The organism is Mycolicibacterium sp. Y3 (genome assembly GCF_051188035.1).
GTDB lineage: Bacteria > Actinomycetota > Actinomycetes > Mycobacteriales > Mycobacteriaceae > Mycobacterium > Mycobacterium fluoranthenivorans.
Map to the genome: position 1 here is coordinate 1,517,773 of NZ_JAVQLT010000001.1, position 14,847 is coordinate 1,532,619.

General features: G+C 66.8%; 17 protein-coding genes. 6 read left to right on the forward strand and 11 right to left on the reverse strand.

Features of this window, described 5'->3' with window-relative positions:
* Window positions 1-7: 7 nt before the first annotated feature.
* The 8 genes from QN239_RS07470 to QN239_RS07505 form a co-directional block, all read right to left on the reverse strand.
* The gene (locus QN239_RS07470; protein ID WP_499009152.1) at window positions 8-1,078 is read right to left on the reverse strand and encodes a poly-gamma-glutamate hydrolase family protein; all 1,071 of its coding nucleotides are present in this window, start codon (window positions 1,076-1,078) and stop codon (window positions 8-10) included.
* Window positions 1,079-2,305 carry an Nramp family divalent metal transporter gene (locus tag QN239_RS07475; protein WP_499009154.1) on the reverse strand — a complete coding sequence of 409 codons (1,227 nt, stop codon included), beginning with the start codon at window positions 2,303-2,305 and terminating at the stop codon, window positions 1,079-1,081. It abuts the gene before it with no gap.
* 81 nt (window positions 2,306-2,386) lie between these two features.
* Window positions 2,387-2,626 (reverse strand): hypothetical protein, encoded by a 240-nt coding sequence (locus QN239_RS07480; RefSeq protein WP_090354840.1) that lies wholly within the window; start codon window positions 2,624-2,626, stop codon window positions 2,387-2,389.
* 8 nt (window positions 2,627-2,634) lie between these two features.
* A complete protein-coding gene (locus QN239_RS07485) occupies window positions 2,635-2,928 on the reverse strand; it encodes a hypothetical protein (protein WP_234901744.1) in 294 nt (97 codons plus the stop codon).
* Window positions 2,929-2,966: 38 nt separating this feature from the next.
* The gene (locus tag QN239_RS07490; protein ID WP_499009156.1) at window positions 2,967-4,043 is read right to left on the reverse strand and encodes an NAD(P)H-dependent amine dehydrogenase family protein; all 1,077 of its coding nucleotides are present in this window, start codon (window positions 4,041-4,043) and stop codon (window positions 2,967-2,969) included.
* A gap of 13 nt (window positions 4,044-4,056) precedes the next feature.
* A complete protein-coding gene (locus QN239_RS07495) occupies window positions 4,057-4,848 on the reverse strand; it encodes an SDR family oxidoreductase (protein WP_090354846.1) in 792 nt (263 codons plus the stop codon).
* Between the two features lie 162 nt (window positions 4,849-5,010).
* Window positions 5,011-5,892, reverse strand: coding sequence for a non-homologous end joining protein Ku (ku, locus tag QN239_RS07500; RefSeq protein ID WP_499009158.1), 882 nt, complete (start codon window positions 5,890-5,892; stop codon window positions 5,011-5,013).
* A gap of 3 nt (window positions 5,893-5,895) precedes the next feature.
* Window positions 5,896-6,123, reverse strand: a complete 228-nt coding sequence (locus QN239_RS07505) for a hypothetical protein (RefSeq protein ID WP_170847130.1) — start codon at window positions 6,121-6,123, stop codon at window positions 5,896-5,898.
* Window positions 6,124-6,178: 55 nt separating this feature from the next.
* Here QN239_RS07505 and QN239_RS07510 point away from each other — a divergent pair, with 55 nt between their 5' ends.
* Window positions 6,179-8,443: an ATP-dependent DNA ligase gene (locus QN239_RS07510; RefSeq protein ID WP_499009160.1), complete on the forward strand. Its 2,265-nt coding sequence runs from the start codon at window positions 6,179-6,181 to the stop codon at window positions 8,441-8,443.
* Window positions 8,444-8,602: 159 nt separating this feature from the next.
* Here QN239_RS07510 and QN239_RS07515 read toward each other — a convergent pair whose 3' ends face one another.
* Window positions 8,603-9,244, reverse strand: coding sequence for a winged helix-turn-helix transcriptional regulator (locus QN239_RS07515; protein ID WP_499009162.1), 642 nt, complete (start codon window positions 9,242-9,244; stop codon window positions 8,603-8,605).
* Between the two features lie 81 nt (window positions 9,245-9,325).
* Between QN239_RS07515 and QN239_RS07520 the strand changes: the two genes are divergently transcribed.
* The 3 genes from QN239_RS07520 (at window position 9,326) to QN239_RS07530 (ending at window position 11,707) form a co-directional block, all read left to right on the forward strand.
* Entirely contained in the window at window positions 9,326-9,730 is a 405-nt protein-coding gene (locus QN239_RS07520) for a DUF1761 domain-containing protein (RefSeq protein ID WP_499009164.1), read from the forward strand.
* Between the two features lie 6 nt (window positions 9,731-9,736).
* The gene (locus QN239_RS07525; protein ID WP_499009166.1) at window positions 9,737-10,603 is read left to right on the forward strand and encodes an alpha/beta fold hydrolase; all 867 of its coding nucleotides are present in this window, start codon (window positions 9,737-9,739) and stop codon (window positions 10,601-10,603) included.
* Between the two features lie 162 nt (window positions 10,604-10,765).
* Window positions 10,766-11,707 (forward strand): hypothetical protein, encoded by a 942-nt coding sequence (locus QN239_RS07530; protein ID WP_499009168.1) that lies wholly within the window; start codon window positions 10,766-10,768, stop codon window positions 11,705-11,707.
* Window positions 11,708-11,763: 56 nt separating this feature from the next.
* Here QN239_RS07530 and rnhA read toward each other — a convergent pair whose 3' ends face one another.
* Both rnhA and QN239_RS07540 read right to left on the reverse strand, forming a co-directional pair.
* On the reverse strand, window positions 11,764-12,216 hold the full coding sequence (gene rnhA / locus QN239_RS07535; protein ID WP_167164812.1) for a ribonuclease HI: 453 nt from the start codon (window positions 12,214-12,216) through the stop codon (window positions 11,764-11,766).
* Window positions 12,213-12,845 (reverse strand): VOC family protein, encoded by a 633-nt coding sequence (locus QN239_RS07540; RefSeq protein WP_499009171.1) that lies wholly within the window; start codon window positions 12,843-12,845, stop codon window positions 12,213-12,215. Before QN239_RS07540 ends, rnhA begins: the two co-directional genes overlap by 4 nt.
* Before the next feature lie 43 nt (window positions 12,846-12,888).
* On the opposite strand from QN239_RS07540, the gene QN239_RS07545 reads away from it, so the two are divergent.
* Window positions 12,889-13,689, forward strand: coding sequence for an alpha/beta fold hydrolase (locus QN239_RS07545; RefSeq protein ID WP_499009173.1), 801 nt, complete (start codon window positions 12,889-12,891; stop codon window positions 13,687-13,689).
* The gene (locus QN239_RS07550) at window positions 13,686-14,846 is read left to right on the forward strand and encodes a SpoIIE family protein phosphatase (RefSeq protein WP_499009175.1); all 1,161 of its coding nucleotides are present in this window, start codon (window positions 13,686-13,688) and stop codon (window positions 14,844-14,846) included. Before QN239_RS07545 ends, QN239_RS07550 begins: the two co-directional genes overlap by 4 nt.
* Window position 14,847: the final 1 nt, after the last annotated feature.

Sequence of the window (14,847 nt, forward strand, 5' to 3'; positions counted from 1 at the left end):
GCGAGGCTCAGCACGTGCGTGGGGGCCAGGAGCGAGCGGCCGCCACCAGTCCGCGGACCAGGGCCGCGGTGGCGGGGGTGAGTCCGTCGGGTCCCGCCATTCCGCTGCGCGGACTGAGTCCGCGCACGCGCGGCGGTAATTCGAGTTGAGTGCCGCCCTGCCGGGCGAGGTTCACCGGGTTCTGCGGATGCAGACCGCGCAGTTCGCGAGGCATCGCCTCGAGATCGGTCACGAGGTGGTGGCCCGGTATCGACAGATGCCGGGCCAGGTGTGCGGCCAGTGCCCGGTTGCCGCCCCCGGCGAGCAGTTGGTTGCTCCGGCCGATGCGGCCGTAGCCGTGCAGGGACACCACGATGTCGACGTGGTCGAGAAATGCCGCAAGGTGTTCGGACTGCTCGGGCAGATACCGGGCGGAGGCCAGGTGGTGCGGGTATTCGGCGGGATGACGCACGACATAGGACGACGCCCCGCTGGCGTGGGCGGCGCGTTCGGCGATGACGTCGGTCATCCGCTCCAGCCCGCCGCCGTGGATGGCCAGGAAGCCGAACCGCGATCGCAGGGTCACCGCCTCGGACACCTCCGGGTGGGCGAGGAGCGCGGTGAGTGATTGCGGCGCCGACGCGTGCGCGCCGCGGTCACGGTGGGGCCAGCCGGCGGGGTCCCATCGGTGCAGGAAGTCGATCCACGTCTGTGGCAGCCCGTGGTGGACGGCGCCGGTGATGATCCGTTCCAGGTAGCCGGGCCGCGGCGGTCCGGGCTCGACGCGCGGGTCGATGTAGACCCAGGCGTCGCGCGGGCCGTCCTCGGTGAACACCACCCGGCGGTCGCGCCGGTACCGCACCGGGACTCCTTCGGCGCTGTCCAGGGTGGACAGATCACGGGGGCTGACCCGCCACAGCACACCGTGCACCAGTGCGCCGTCCAGCGGTTCTATCGTGGCCACGCCCCGTTCGTTGATCAACCAGTCGTGATCGGGCAGCGTCGCGGGCCGGGGGTCGGTGGCATCGGGGCAGCGTCGCGCCATCTGGTCCACGCACAGGTTGGACCCGTACGCGAAATAGATGTGCGACAACGTCATTCAGCCTCGCACAGTCAGGTAGATGAGCACGATATTGAGCACGGTGATGACGGCCGCCACCAGCCAGCCCAGTCCGGTGGTGATGCGGTGGTTCACGTCGGCGCCCATCAGGATGCGGTTGCTGGTCAGCCGGACCAGTGGGATGAGCGCGAACGGGATCCCGAACGACAGCACCACCTGGGAGATCACCAGGGCGCGACTCGGGTCGACACCGATACCCAGGATGACCAATGCCGGGATGAGCGTCACCAGCCGGCGCAACAGCAGCGGGTAGGTGCGGTGCAGCAGGCCCGACATGATCATGGCGCCGGCGTAGGCGCCGACCGAGGTCGAGGCCAGGCCCGAGGCCAGCAACCCGATCGCGAAGAACAAGGCCACCACTGGGCCCAGGGTGTCGGCCACCGCGGCGTGCGCGCCTTCGATCGAGTCGGTGTTGGCCATGCCCTGCAGGTTGGTGGCCGCCACGAGCAGCATGGCGAGGTTCACCGCGCCGGCGATCAGCATCGCGATGCCGACGTCGACGCGGGTGATGCGGAGCAGGCGCCGCCGGGCCGGGCCGGCGTCCGGCTGGCCGTGCCGGTCGCGGGCCAGCCCGGAATGCAGGTACACCGCGTGCGGCATGACGGTGGCGCCCAGCATGGCGGCGGCCAGCAGCACGCTCTCCGGGCCGTCGAACCGGGGAATCAGACCCGAGGCGACGTCTGCGGGTGCGGGTGGTTCGACGAACAGGCTGGTGAGAAATCCGATGGCGATGACCAGCAGCAGTCCGGTGATCACCCGCTCGAAGACCTGTTGTCCGCGGCGGTTCTGCACGGCGAGCAGCAGCATGGAGACAAGGCCGGTGATGATCCCACCGACCAGCAGGGGCAGGTCGAAGAGCAGGTGCAGGGCGATGGCGCCGCCGACAACCTCGGCCAGGTCGGTGGCCATCGCGACCGTCTCGGCCTGCAACCAGAAGGCGATCCGGGTGGGAGTGCGGGTGTTGTCGGCGATCGCTTCCGGCAGCGAGCGGCCGGTGACCAGCCCGAGTTTGGCCGACAGGTACTGCACCAGCCCGGCCATGATGTTGGCCACCAGGATCACCCAGACCAGCAGGTAACCGAACTGGGCTCCGGCACTCACATTGGCCGCGACGTTGCCGGGATCGACGTAGGCGATGGAGGCGACGAAGGCGGGTCCGAGCAGATACCAGCCCGGCCGCACCCGTGCCTGCGTGTCCTGCAACAACTGACCCTCTCTTCTATCCGGGGCTGCGAATAGAAAAGTTAGGGTAGCCGAAACCTTGCGATCGCCACCAGTCGGGTCGGCTCAGCCGAGGCCGATGACGATCCCGCCGCCCCCGTAGGGCCAACCGTAGAACGGGCCGTTGTTGGTGGCGGGAGGGGACGTGACGATCTGGGTGTGCCCGGGCGATGCGCATTGCGTCGTCATCGGGCCGGTGTGCACGCATTGGGGTGCGGCCGCCGCGAGCGGCGCGGAAAGCACTGCCGCCACCGGCGCGCCGAGCATCGCGGCGGCGAGCAGGGCCGGTATCACGACGATGCGCATGTGGCCTCCTAGCGGTGACCGCCTCCGCCGCCGTGGTAGCCACCTCCGCCGTCGCCACCGATGATCAGGGCGGGTCCGTAGAACTCGTCGTCCCAGGGGTACGGGTAGGTGGGCTCCGGTGGGGAGGCGTTGAGCTGAACGTTGCCGGGCGTGGCGCATTCGGTTGCGGCGCCGCCCATTTCGTTTCCGCCAACGCTGGTGCACGACGGCAGGTTGGAATCGGAAGTGGAGTCCGGGTCGGCTGCGGCGGCCGGTGCGAGCACCACGGCGGCCGCAGCAAGGAGTGAAGGCAGAACGAACATTGACCGCATCCGCGGGCCCCTCTCATCGAACTCCGGCGTCAAGCGCCAGCGTACAGCCCTTTCCCCGTGATGAGAGGCAGGTCCAACGTGGTGACGATGCCCGCCGGCGCGGCCACCACAGCGGGAATGGCATTGACGACGCGGGCGGCCGTGGCCACCAGTCCGGCGTGGTTGTGGTCGCCCTTGCGGCTGCTCAGGCAGAGATCGAGGGCGTAAGACGGCTCGCCGGTCACTTCGACGCGGTAGGACCCACCCTCCTGTGCGGGCTGGGGCCATTCCGGGCACAGATCGGCGCGCAGCCGGGTGACATGTTCAAGGACGACGGCGGGATGACCTTTGACCATGCCGCGTACCTCGAACCGCATGGCCGCTGTGCTGCCCTTGGGGATGTGCCCCGAGGCGATGTCGAAATCCTCCGGCGCGGGTACCCGCACGTGGGTCTCGGTGACCTCGTCGAGTTCGATGCCCAGGCCGGCGGCGAGCTGGCGCACCACCGACCCCCAGGCCAGGCTCAGGACCCCCGGCTGCAACAGCATCGGCAGCTCGTCGAGGGACTTGCCGAATCCCATCACGTCGAACATGACCGTGGGGCTGTCGTAGGTGGCGTAGTCGACGATCTCCATGCACCGGATCTGTTCGATGCTCTGACACGTACCGGCAAGAGCAAGGGGCAGAAGGTCATTGGCGAATCCCGGGTCGATCCCATTGATGAAGATGGACGAAGATCCCGCCCGTGCCGCCTCCTCGATGGGGCTGATCAGCTCGACGGGCAACACCTGCCACGGGTACTGCAGGAACACGGCCGCGCTGCCCACCACGTTGACGCCGGCGGCCAGGATCCGACGGTAGTCCTCCAGGGCCTCGGGCAGCCGGTTGTCGGCCATCGCGGTGTAGACGACACATTCGGGTTCGGTGGCCAGCACGTCGCCGAGGTCGTTGGTGGCGATGACGCCGGTGGTGACATCAAGACCGGCAAGCGTTCCCGCGTCCTGGCCGGCCTTGGCGGCCGAGGACACCCACACGCCGGTGAGCTCGTAGGCCGGGTCGGTGATGAGCTGGCTCAGGGCGTGCCTGCCGACGTTTCCGGTGCCGATCGCGGCGACTTTGATGGCCATTCTTGCGTGCTCCTCAGAGATCCGGGATGGGCAGGTCGAGGTTCGGGAAGGTGAGGCCGCCGTCGACCTCGAGGGTCTTGCCCGTCAGGTAGGAACCGGCCGGCGATGCCAAATAGACTGCCGCAGCGGCAATATCGACGGGATCCCCGAGCCGGCGCATCGGGGTGGCCTTCTCCATCGGATCGCGCAACGCCTCGTTCGAGGCCACGATGTCCAGCGCCGAGGTGAGGATCGATCCCGGTGCGATGGCGTTGACCCGGATCCGCGGGCACAGGTCGAGCGCGGCCAGCCTGGTGTAGTGGGCAAGGGCGGCCTTGGCGGTGCCGTAGGCGACGAAGGCGCGGCCGGCGAGCCGGCCCATCGTCGAGGTGATGTTGATGATCGACCCGCCGCCGGAGTGCTCCAGCATGAGCGGCACGGCCGCCTGGGTGAGCGCGTGTGCGGTCCCGACGTTGAACGTGAACGCATCCTTGAGGTCTTGGGTGGAGGTGTTCAACAGCGGGCCGGGCATGGTGCCGCCGACGTTGTTCACGACGATGTCTAGTTTCCCGAACGCGCCGACCGCCTGTTCCGCGAGCGCGGCGGTGGCCTCGGGGTGAGCGAGGTCGGCCACGACGATATGGGCCCTGCGGCCGGTGGCGGCGATCTGCGCCGCGACCTCCTCGAGCTGAGCCTGCGTGCGCGACGCGATCAGCACGTCCGCACCGGCTTCCGCGAAGGCGACCGCGATCGCAGCGCCCAGTCCGCGTCCCGCGCCGGTGACCACTGCGACCTGATCGTCGAGCCGGAATCTGTCCAGAATCATGCCTGCCTCGTTTCTCTCTCCGGCGCCACGGTAGCAAGGCTGACTAAGCTTCGGAACCACTTTCTGAAACACGTTCTAATTTGTCGGGGACTGCCACATCGGGGCAGGTTCCGGCCCCGGCGCGAGCCGGCGGTCCCGGGGTGAGGAACGGGATGCTCGCCGCTACTTCTTGGCGGCGGCCTTCTTGGCCGGGGCTTTTTTGGCCGGGGCCTTCTTGGCGGCAGCCTTCTTCGCGGGCGGCTTCTCGCCATCACCTTGTCTGGCCTTCACGCTGGCCTCGAGTTTGGCCAGCAGGTCCGAGACATCCTCTGCCTCATCGAGGTTGGCCGGCTGCTCCTCCGTGGTGAAGGCCTCGCCACCCTCGAGTTTGGCCGTCACCAGCTCGCGGAGCTCGTTCTGATAGGTGTCGTGGAACTGTTCGGGGTGGAAATCGTCGGTCATCGACTCCACGACCTGCCCGGCCATCTTCAGTTCGGCGGGTTTGATCTCGACTTCCTTGTCCAGCACCGGAAAGTCCGGGTCGCGGATCTCGTCGGGCCACAGCAGGGTGTGCACCACCATGACCTGCCGCTTGCTGAAATCCTTGACCCGCAGCGCCGCCAGCCGCGTCTTGTTACGCAGTGCGAAGTGGACGATGGCGACCCGGTCGGTCGATGCCAGCGTCTGTGCCAGCAGCACATAGGATTTCGACGATTTGGAATCGGGTTCCAGGTAGTAGCTTTTGTCGTACATCAGCGGGTCCAGCTGCTCGGCGGGAACGAACTCGACCACCTCGATCTCCCGGCTGCGTTCCTCCGGCAGGGTGGCGATGTCCTCGTCGGTGATCACCACCGTCTGCCCGTCGTCGGATTCGTAAGCGCGCGCGATATCCCGGTACTCGACCACCTCGCCGCACACCTCGCAGGTGCGCTTGTAGCGGATGCGCCCGTTGTCCTGCGCATGCACCTGATGGAACTTGATGTCGTGGTCCTCGGTGGCGCTGTACACCTTCACCGGGACGTTCACCAGACCGAAGGCGACCGAACCTTTCCAGATCGACCGCATCGGCTACACCGCCGGTACTTCGTCGGGTGTGAGACCCAGCGGTGTCTCGGGATTCGCGCCGGAGTGGTCATGGGTGAAGACCTGCGACGGCGCCACCCGGCAATTGCTGTCCATCGGCGTCTGATCACCCGAGCAGTACGGCACCAGGTCGGCCGGATCCGCGCCGGCGGCCGGGGCCCCGGCGACCGCCGCCACGACCATCAGGCACGCCACGCAGAATCGCCTCACCATCCCAAGGTAACAGCGAGTGATGCTGTCGGGAGGCATGCGGGAATAACCTGATGGGGTGGAGCGCTACGGCCGCGTCAAACTGACCAACCCCGACAAGGTGCTCTATCCGGCGACCGGCACCAGCAAAGCCGAGGTCTTCGAGTACTACCTGGCCGTCGCCGACGCGATGGTGCCGCATATCGCCCGCCGACCGGTGACCCGGAAACGGTGGCCCAACGGGGTCGACGAGGCGTCCTTCTTCGAGAAGCAACTGGCCTCTTCGGCGCCGGACTGGCTGGACCGCGGCGCCATCGCACACAAGTCGGCGACCACCGTGTACCCGATCATCGATACCCGGGAAGGCCTGGCGTGGATAGCCCAACAGGCGGCGCTGGAGGTACACGTCCCGCAGTGGAAGTTCGTCGGCCAGACGGTGGGTCCGGCCACCCGCATCGTGTTCGATCTCGACCCCGGAGACGGGGTGCAGATGGGCCAGTTGTGCGCGGTGGCCCGCGAGGTGCGCGATCTGATGGCCGATATCGGGTTGCCGACATTCCCGGTCACCAGCGGAAGCAAGGGTGTGCACCTGTATGTGCCGTTGACCGAACCGGTCAGCTCGCACGGCGCGTCGGTCCTGGCGCGCCGGGTGGCCCAGCAACTGGAGCAGGCGATGCCAGAGCAGGTGACCGCCACAATGACCCGCAGCCTGCGCGCGGGGAAAGTGTTCCTGGACTGGAGCCAGAACAGTGCCGCCAAGACCACGGTGGCCCCGTACTCGCTGCGTGGCCGCGAGCACCCGACCGTCGCGGCGCCGCGGACCTGGGCGGAGCTCGACGATCCGGCGTTGCGGCAGTTGAGTTTCGACGAGGTGCTGGCCCGCCTCGACCGCGACGGCGACCTGTTGGCCGGACTCGACGACACCGTGGTGCTGCCGGACAAACTCACCACATACCGCAGCATGCGTGATCCCGGTAAGACACCAGAGCCGGTGCCCAGCGCCCCGCCGGTGGTGGGGACCACCGCAGGAGGCCGCCTGGGTGGCTCCGGCGACCGGTTCGTCATCCAGGAGCACCATGCCCGGCGCCTGCACTACGACTTCCGGCTGGAACGCGATGGCGTACTGGTGAGCTGGGCGGTGCCGAAGAACCTGCCCGATGAGTCCTCAGTGAACCACCTCGCGGTGCACACCGAGGACCACCCACTGGAGTACGCCACCTTCGAAGGTTCGATTCCCAAGGGTGAATACGGTGGCGGCGAGGTCCGGATCTGGGACTCCGGACGCTATGACACCGAGAAGTTCCGCGATGACGGCGACCCGAGCGGCAAGAAGGGTGAGGTGATCGTCAACCTGCACGGCTCGCGGGTCTCCGGCCGCTACGTGCTGATCCAGACCGAGGGCAAGAACTGGATCGTGCAGCGCATGAAGGACCAGCCCGGCGAGATCGCGCCGATGCTGACCACACACGGCTCCGTCGCCGAACTCGATCCGTCGCTATGGGCGTTCGAAGGTAAGTGGGACGGCTACCGATTGCTCGTCGACGCCGATCACGGTGTAGCGCAACTACGTTCGCGCAGCGGCCGCGATGTCACGGCCGAGTTCCCGCAGTTGCAGACCGTGGCCGCCGATCTGGCCGACCACCACGTGACCCTCGATGGCGAGGTCGTCGCGCTTGAGGGTGGGGTGCCCAGCTTCCAGGCCATGCAGAACCGCGGACCCGACACCCACGTCGAGTTCTGGGCATTCGACCTGCTGGCACTCGACGGCCGGATGCTGCTGCGCGCCACGTACCGGGACCGGCGGAAGTTGTTGGAAACGCTGGCCGCCGGCGGCGGGCTGATCGTTCCCGACCTGCTCCCGGGCACCGGTGCGCTGGACGAGGCGCGCCGGCGCGGGTTGGAAGGGGTGGTGGCCAAGAAATGGGACTCGACCTATCAGCCCGGCCGGCGGTCCACGGCCTGGATCAAGGACAAGTTCTGGAACACCCAGGAAGTGGTGATCGGCGGTTGGCGTGCGGGCGAGGGCGGGCGCACCAGCGGCATCGGGGCACTGTTGGTCGGCATCCCCGCCCGGGGCGGATTGCACTTCGCCGGCCGGGTCGGCACCGGCTTCACCGACAAGATGCTCGGCGATCTGAGGGAGACGCTGAAGCCGCTGGAAACCCGTGAATCACCCTTCAACGCAAAGCTTTCCACACTCGATGGGCGTGGCGTGACGTTCGTTCGGCCGGAACTGGTGGGTGAGGTGCGCTATAGCGAACGCACATCGGACGGTCGATTGCGTCAGCCCAGCTGGCGGGGGCTGCGGCCGGATAAGACCCCTGCCGAGGTGGTCTGGGAGTAGTGAAAAATACCTTGTGAGCGTTCGCTTCTCACGGTTCCGTGCCACCTGCGACCGTCTGCCACGAGTGCAGGACGTAGCGGTTGCTTCGGCTCCGAACAATCCGCGCCCGTCTGAACAGCTGTGGGGGTGAAGGTCCAGTCGGAGCGGGGCGACATCTTGTCATCGGCCTCTCGACGGGGCGGCTTCGAGAACAGCTCGTATGGCGGACTCGTCACCGTCGATATGTGCGAGTGCAGCGACGTCATCGAGGGTCAACACGCCCGCCGCAAGTCCCAGAACCACATGGGCATCGGCGGTGAGGACGGCGTCAAGCTCTCGTCCGTCAGGTTTGGCCACCTCGACTCCATTGGCAGTGGCGTGTAGTTGGATCATTCCGCCGTCGACGGCAATCCCCACGCGCACTGAGTGACTGGTCGGCACACGCCCCTGGAGCAGAGCGGGAAGTACGACCAACAGCCATTCGGGGCGGAATTCGTCGCCCTCGGGTCCGCGGATCATCAGCGGGGTGGACCAGCGGACGAGCGCATTGATGGGCTCCCGCAATTGGGCGCCCCATTCGGTGAGCGCGTAGGCAATCGCGCTGGCGTCGCCCGACAGTCGCCGCTCGATCACACCAGCGGCTTCGAGGTCGCGAAGCCGGTCTGTCAGCAGGTTCGTTGCGATGCCCGACAGTCCTTGCCGGAGCTCGACGTACCGCGCGGGTCCTACCAGGAGCTGACGCACGATCAACAAGTTCCACCGGTCGCCCACCACATCCAGGGCCCGGGCAAGTCCGCAGTACTGACCGTAATCTCGACTCATCACCATCCACTTGCTATTTTAAAGTTCACTTGATTATATCAGTCAGACTAGGCGGGCTTTCGTGATAGATGGAGTTGTGCGATGGAGCTCAATTGGCTGGCCGTCGTCGTCGCTGCCGGGGTGGGAATGGGCGTGGCGGGTGTCTGGTACGGCAAGGTGTTCACGACGCTGTGGTCGAGATTGACGGGGGTCGCCGCGGCGGACTCGCAAAAAGCCAGCAGAAGGAACATGGCCGTGCTGCTGGCTGCGAACGGCGTGACGGCAGTGGGCCTGACGGCCGGCATCGAGGTCGCATCGACAGCGGCCGGCAATGATTCATTGTGGCTGGCCCTGCTTGTCGGTTTCGCGGCGTGGTTGACCTTCTCGTTCACCACACTGCTGCAACACAACGCATTTGAGCTGAAGCCTGCGCTGTTGACCGTCGTCAACAGCGCCTATCAGCTCGTGTTGTTTCTTGGTATGGCGCTGACGATCGGAATGGTGTAGCCGTCTATGGCAATCACAGGGCGACCCACCTGGGTCGATGAGGAGTTGTTTCCGTTCGTGAGCCGCTTCATCGATATCGATGGGCACCGTGTGCACTACGTGGATGAAGGCTCGGGACCCACGTTGCTTTTCCTGCACGGCAACCCCACCTGGTCATTCGACTACAGCGCGGTGATCGATTCCCTGCGGGTGGGCTTCCGTTGCGTTGCAGTGGATTATCCCGGGTTCGGGCTATCGGTAGCGGCACCCGGATACCGGTATTTGCCTACCGAACACGCAGAGGTCATCGAGGGATTCGTGCAGACGCTTGGGTTGAGCAATGTCACCCTGGTGGGTCATGACTGGGGCGGGCCGATCGGGCTTGCGGCGGTGCTACGTCGGCCCGAAACCTTCGACCGAGTGGTGCTCACCAACACCTGGGCATGGCCGGTCAGTGACCCGCTCATACAGGTCATGTCGCACGTGATGGGCAGCCCAATCGGGCGGCTGCTGATCCGCCAGTTCAACCTGTTCGTCAACGTGATGATCCCGATCGGACACCGGCTGACCACACCCACCGACGCGCAGATGGACCACTACAGGAAGGCGCTGGGTAGCCCTTCGCGGCGGGAAGCTTCTGCGGTCTTTCCTCGCGAGATCACCTCCAGCCGGGCGTTTCTCGCCAGTATCGAGGCCGGGTTGGCCGGTATCGCGGCATTGCCGGCGTTGATTGTCTGGGGTGACGGCGACTTCGCCTTCGGCGATAAGGAACTGCGGCGGTGGCAGCAGACTTTCACCGATCACGAGACCGTGATGGTCAAGGGTGCCGGACATTTCGTTCCCTCCGACGCTCCCGAGCAGTTCGCCTCGGCGATCCGCCGCTGGTTCACCTGATCGTGTGTCCGCGGCATCGGGAGATTCTGGACAACCTGCCAATCCGCTGTGAAGTTAGTTCAGCTGTGCAAAATCACAGAAATTTGCTGGAGGTCGTGATCTGCTAACCAGGCGGCAAACGCATGGTTGCTGGCAGTGTTGAATTCGACCGACGGGGGAATAGTGGACGCTCTGATCGATATCCGTGAACGTGTGACGCCGATGTTGGCGCTGACCGGTGCCATGGCCATAGCGACCGCGGCGGTGGTGAGCGCACCGCCGGTGCAACACGCCGCGGAACGCGTGGTACCGCCGGCGGTGCACGAGGTGAAATCGCTGCCGTTGCAGCTGACCAGCGGAGTGGACTTCTTCGCGCCGTACTACTACCAGCCGGCCGGCCCGTTGGGGACGGCGGTGACGGTTCCGCTCTACGTCGTGACCTACGCGGCGGACACTTTGGTGAAGGGCGTGACGCAGGTCCTCACCGGCCTTCACGTGGATAACCGGCTGGCTCAGCAGCCGAGCCTGTTGACCCAGGGACTCCTGTTTCCGATCGCCACCGGTGTGCAAGGTGCCTTGGCCAGCGCGCTGGACGGCACGTTCGTCCTGGGCAAATTCACTCCGGCCCAGGCCATCAACTTCGCCCTCAACGCCATCAAGACGGCCATCGAAGGATTCATCGCCGCGGAGAAGGCATTGTTCACCCCGTCGCCGACACTGGCGGTGACGACCAAGACCGATGCCAAGACCCAGGACGTGGCGTGCACGGCCATCGCCGACTCGACTCCGACCGTGACGCTGTCGACGGCGAAGGTGGACACGGCGCCGAAGACGGTGCCCAAGCAGAAGGTGGCGGCTGCCACCGCGGACGGTGCCGCAGGGGCGTCGACGGATGCCGCCGGCGATACCAAGAAGGCAGACACGGCCGACACCGTCGCGGCAGCGAAGCCCGCGTGGAAGAAGCCGACACTCAAGCTTCCCACGTTCAAGCTGCCGACCCTGAAGTTCTCCATCCCGAAGAAGGCCACGGCGGGCGCCACGAAGCCGGAGAGTGCGTCGAGTTCCGATACCCCGAAGGCGTCCCACGAGTCGAACGACGGTGGCTCACAGGGTACTTCGAAGTAGCGTGCGACCATCGGCTCGGGCAGTGGCGTCGACCGCGGCCCGAGCCGGGGGACGACTCAGCCGGCCACGCCCATCGCCTCCTGCATCCCGCGGGTGGCCAGTACGTCGGCCAGTTCGTTGTCGGCGACACCGGCGTGGCCCTTCACCCAGAACCACTCGACCTCGTGCCGAGAGCACGCGGCCTGCAGGCGTTGCCACAGGTCGACGTTCTTCACCGGCTGCTTCGCGGCGGTCAGCCAGCCGTTGCGTTCCCAGCCCAACACCCACTTGGTGATGCCGTTGCGTACGTACGTGCTGTCGGTGTAAAGGTGCACCAGCACGGGCCGGGTGAGCGCCTCCAGCGCCATGATCGGCGCGGTCAGTTCCATCCGGTTGTTGCTCGTCTCGCCGGGCTCGCCTCCGCACATCTCCCGGACGTGCTCGCGGTGGCGCAGTACCGCACCCCAGCCGCCGGGGCCGGGGTTGGGGCGACACCCGCCGTCGGTATGGATGATCACAGGGTCGGTCATGCGCTGAGGATATGCGGCGAGATCAAGGCCGTCCGGACCGACATTCCGAGGGCCCGGTGATCGAGTGTCGTGATGCGGCGCCCGGGCTGCACCGCGTCCTTCACGGGCGTGCAGTAGTCAGCGAAGAACGCGGCGCTGGTATCGATGTCGGCGACGGTGTACGTGATCCCCCACAGCGACGACGGCCCCGCGCCGGCAACCCCGGGTGAACCGACCAGCTCGATGATCACGTCCGCGAACCGGAAGAAGATCTGCCGGATCGCCCGGCCGCCGAGTTCGCCGTCGCGTTCCCGGCGCGGCTGTACGCCGGCCGCGGCCAGCGCCGCGACCGTCCGATTCAGATCGGGTGACAGGAGCACGATGTGGTCGATCGCGGTGACGCCGTTGGCGTGCGTGCCCGGCGCCGCAGCCACAACGTCGGAGATCTTCGTCGGGATGCCGTCGAGTGCACCGTCGACCCGCACGCCGTGCAACGACCACCCGAGGATACCGGTACCGCCGTCCCGCCCGACCAGACGGATGCCGACACCGCCGACGCGACACACACCGTCGGGATCGACACCGAACCCGGCCCGGGTCCAGGCGTCCGCCGGATCGGCGACCTCAAGCTCGTCGACGGTCACGGTCATGGACGCGAGACTACTTCGATGTCGGGCCTCCTAAACTGACCCGGTGGACGTACGCACGCGCAACAACGTCACCGTCCTCGGTGTCGAGCGTGGGCCGGTGTTGTTCCTGGCGCACGGCTTCGGTTGCGATCAGAACCTGTGGCGCTCTGTTGTGCAACGACTGCAGTCCACGTTCCGGATCGTGTTGATCGACCACGTCGGCTCCGGAGCATCGGACCCGGCGGCGTGGGACGAGACCAAGTACTCCTCGCTGAGCGGGTATGCCGAGGATGCCGTGGAGGTCGTGCGCGCCCTCGACCTGCGCGAGGTGGTGTTCGTCGGGCACTCGGTGTCGGCCATGATCGGCGTCCTGGCCACCATCGCCGACCCCACGCGGTTCGCCAAGCTGGTGATGCTGACCCCGTCGCCGAGGTACCTCGATGACGACGATTACCGCGGTGGCTTCTCCCGAGCCGATATCGACGAGCTGCTGGAGTCGATGGAACTGAACTACCTGGGCTGGTCGGCAGCGATGGCGCCACAGATCATGGGTAACGCCGAGCGTCCCGAACTGGCCGAGGAACTCGAAGCGTCGTTCTGCCGCACCGACCCGGCGCACGCCCGCGTCTTCGCCCGGACCACCTTCCTGTCCGACAACCGCGCAGATCTGGCTCACGTCACGGTGCCCACCCTGGTCATCGAATGCGCGCAAGACTCCATCGCGCCGACCGGGGTGGGCGCCTACGTGCACAGCCAGATCGCGGGCAGCCGATTGGTCACCCTCGACGCCACCGGGCACTGCCCCCACGTCAGCCACCCCGAAGCCACCGCCGCCGCGATCACGACGTTCGCCACCGCACCGTGAGCCCCCTCGACGTCGACGATCTCTGGGAACACGCGCCGTGCGGGCACATCATCACCGACGGCGCCGGCCGAATCCTGCGCGTGAACGCCACCGTCCTGGCGTGGCTGGGCTATGAGCACGACGCGCTGCGCGGCACCCTGATCACCGACCTGTTGAGCGTCGGTGGGCGTATTCACTACGAGACGCACTTCGCGCCCCTGCTGGCGATGACCGGCGACCTGCAGGGTGTCACGGTCGACATGGTCGATGTGGACGGAACACGGCAGCCGATGTTCTTGACCGCCAATGTGAAAACGGATGCGGAGGGGAATTTCGAGCTGCTGCGCATCACGGCCGTCGACGCCACGGACCGTCGCGCCTACGAGCGCGAACTGCTGGCTGAACGCACCAGGGCCGAGGCCGAAAGTGCGCGGGCCCGAGCGTTCGCCGAGACGCTGCGCCGCTCACTGCTGCCGCCGGTGCTGTCACCACCACCGGGACTGGACGCCGCCGACTACTACTATGCCGCGTCCACCGATGACATCGGCGGCGACTTCTACGACCTGTTCCCGGTGAACCGCGCGACATGGGGCTTCTTTCTTGGCGATGTCATCGGCAAGGGCGTCGACGCGGCGGTGGTCACCGGGTTGACCCGCTACGTGCTGAGGTCGGCGGCCGTCTCGAACGAGGACCCGGTGGCGGTGCTCGGGAATCTGAACTCCGTTCTCGCCCAGCACCTCGGCCTGGCGCCCAAGCGGACGCTGAGCACCCTGATCTACGGCAACATGGTCAGAGCCGGAGACGGGTTCGACATCGAATTGGCAAGCGGCGGCCACCTGCCGCCGCTGCTGCTCGGCGCCGACGGGAGCGCCTTCTACGCCGACACCCTCGGGGGTCAGGCGGTTGGGATGGTGGAACAACCGCGATTCGTGGCGCACACCCTGCACCTGAACCCGGGCGACACGATGGTGCTCTACACCGACGGGCTCACCGAGGCCCTGACCGGGATCGGTCGGAAGCGCTTCGACGATGACGGCGCCCTGTTGGCGAGCGCGAAGGAGTGGGCACCGGCGAGCGCACAGCAGGCCGTGCGCGAGATCCGCGCACTGCTCGACAGTCTGGGGACCGGCGTCCAAGACGACGCCGCGGTGCTGGCGTTCGGGGTGCCTTCGACGTGAA

Bases quoted from the DNA above. Each gene is read 5' to 3' on its own strand.
- QN239_RS07470 (WP_499009152.1), bottom strand. From the start codon at position 1,078: ATGACGTTGTCGCACATCTATTTCGCGTACGGGTCCAACCTGTGCGTG.
- QN239_RS07480 (WP_090354840.1), bottom strand. From the start codon at position 2,626: ATGCGCATCGTCGTGATACCGGCCCTGCTCGCCGCCGCGATGCTCGGC.
- QN239_RS07485 (WP_234901744.1), bottom strand. From the start codon at position 2,928: ATGTTCGTTCTGCCTTCACTCCTTGCTGCGGCCGCCGTGGTGCTCGCA.
- QN239_RS07490 (WP_499009156.1), bottom strand. From the start codon at position 4,043: ATGGCCATCAAAGTCGCCGCGATCGGCACCGGAAACGTCGGCAGGCAC.
- QN239_RS07495 (WP_090354846.1), bottom strand. From the start codon at position 4,848: ATGATTCTGGACAGATTCCGGCTCGACGATCAGGTCGCAGTGGTCACC.
- ku (WP_499009158.1), bottom strand. From the start codon at position 5,892: ATGCGGTCGATCTGGAAAGGTTCGGTCGCCTTCGGTCTGGTGAACGTC.
- QN239_RS07505 (WP_170847130.1), bottom strand. From the start codon at position 6,123: ATGGTGAGGCGATTCTGCGTGGCGTGCCTGATGGTCGTGGCGGCGGTC.
- QN239_RS07515 (WP_499009162.1), bottom strand. From the start codon at position 9,244: ATGAGTCGAGATTACGGTCAGTACTGCGGACTTGCCCGGGCCCTGGAT.
- QN239_RS07520 (WP_499009164.1), top strand. From the start codon at position 9,326: ATGGAGCTCAATTGGCTGGCCGTCGTCGTCGCTGCCGGGGTGGGAATG.
- QN239_RS07525 (WP_499009166.1), top strand. From the start codon at position 9,737: ATGGCAATCACAGGGCGACCCACCTGGGTCGATGAGGAGTTGTTTCCG.
- rnhA (WP_167164812.1), bottom strand. From the start codon at position 12,216: ATGACCGACCCTGTGATCATCCATACCGACGGCGGGTGTCGCCCCAAC.
- QN239_RS07540 (WP_499009171.1), bottom strand. From the start codon at position 12,845: ATGACCGTGACCGTCGACGAGCTTGAGGTCGCCGATCCGGCGGACGCC.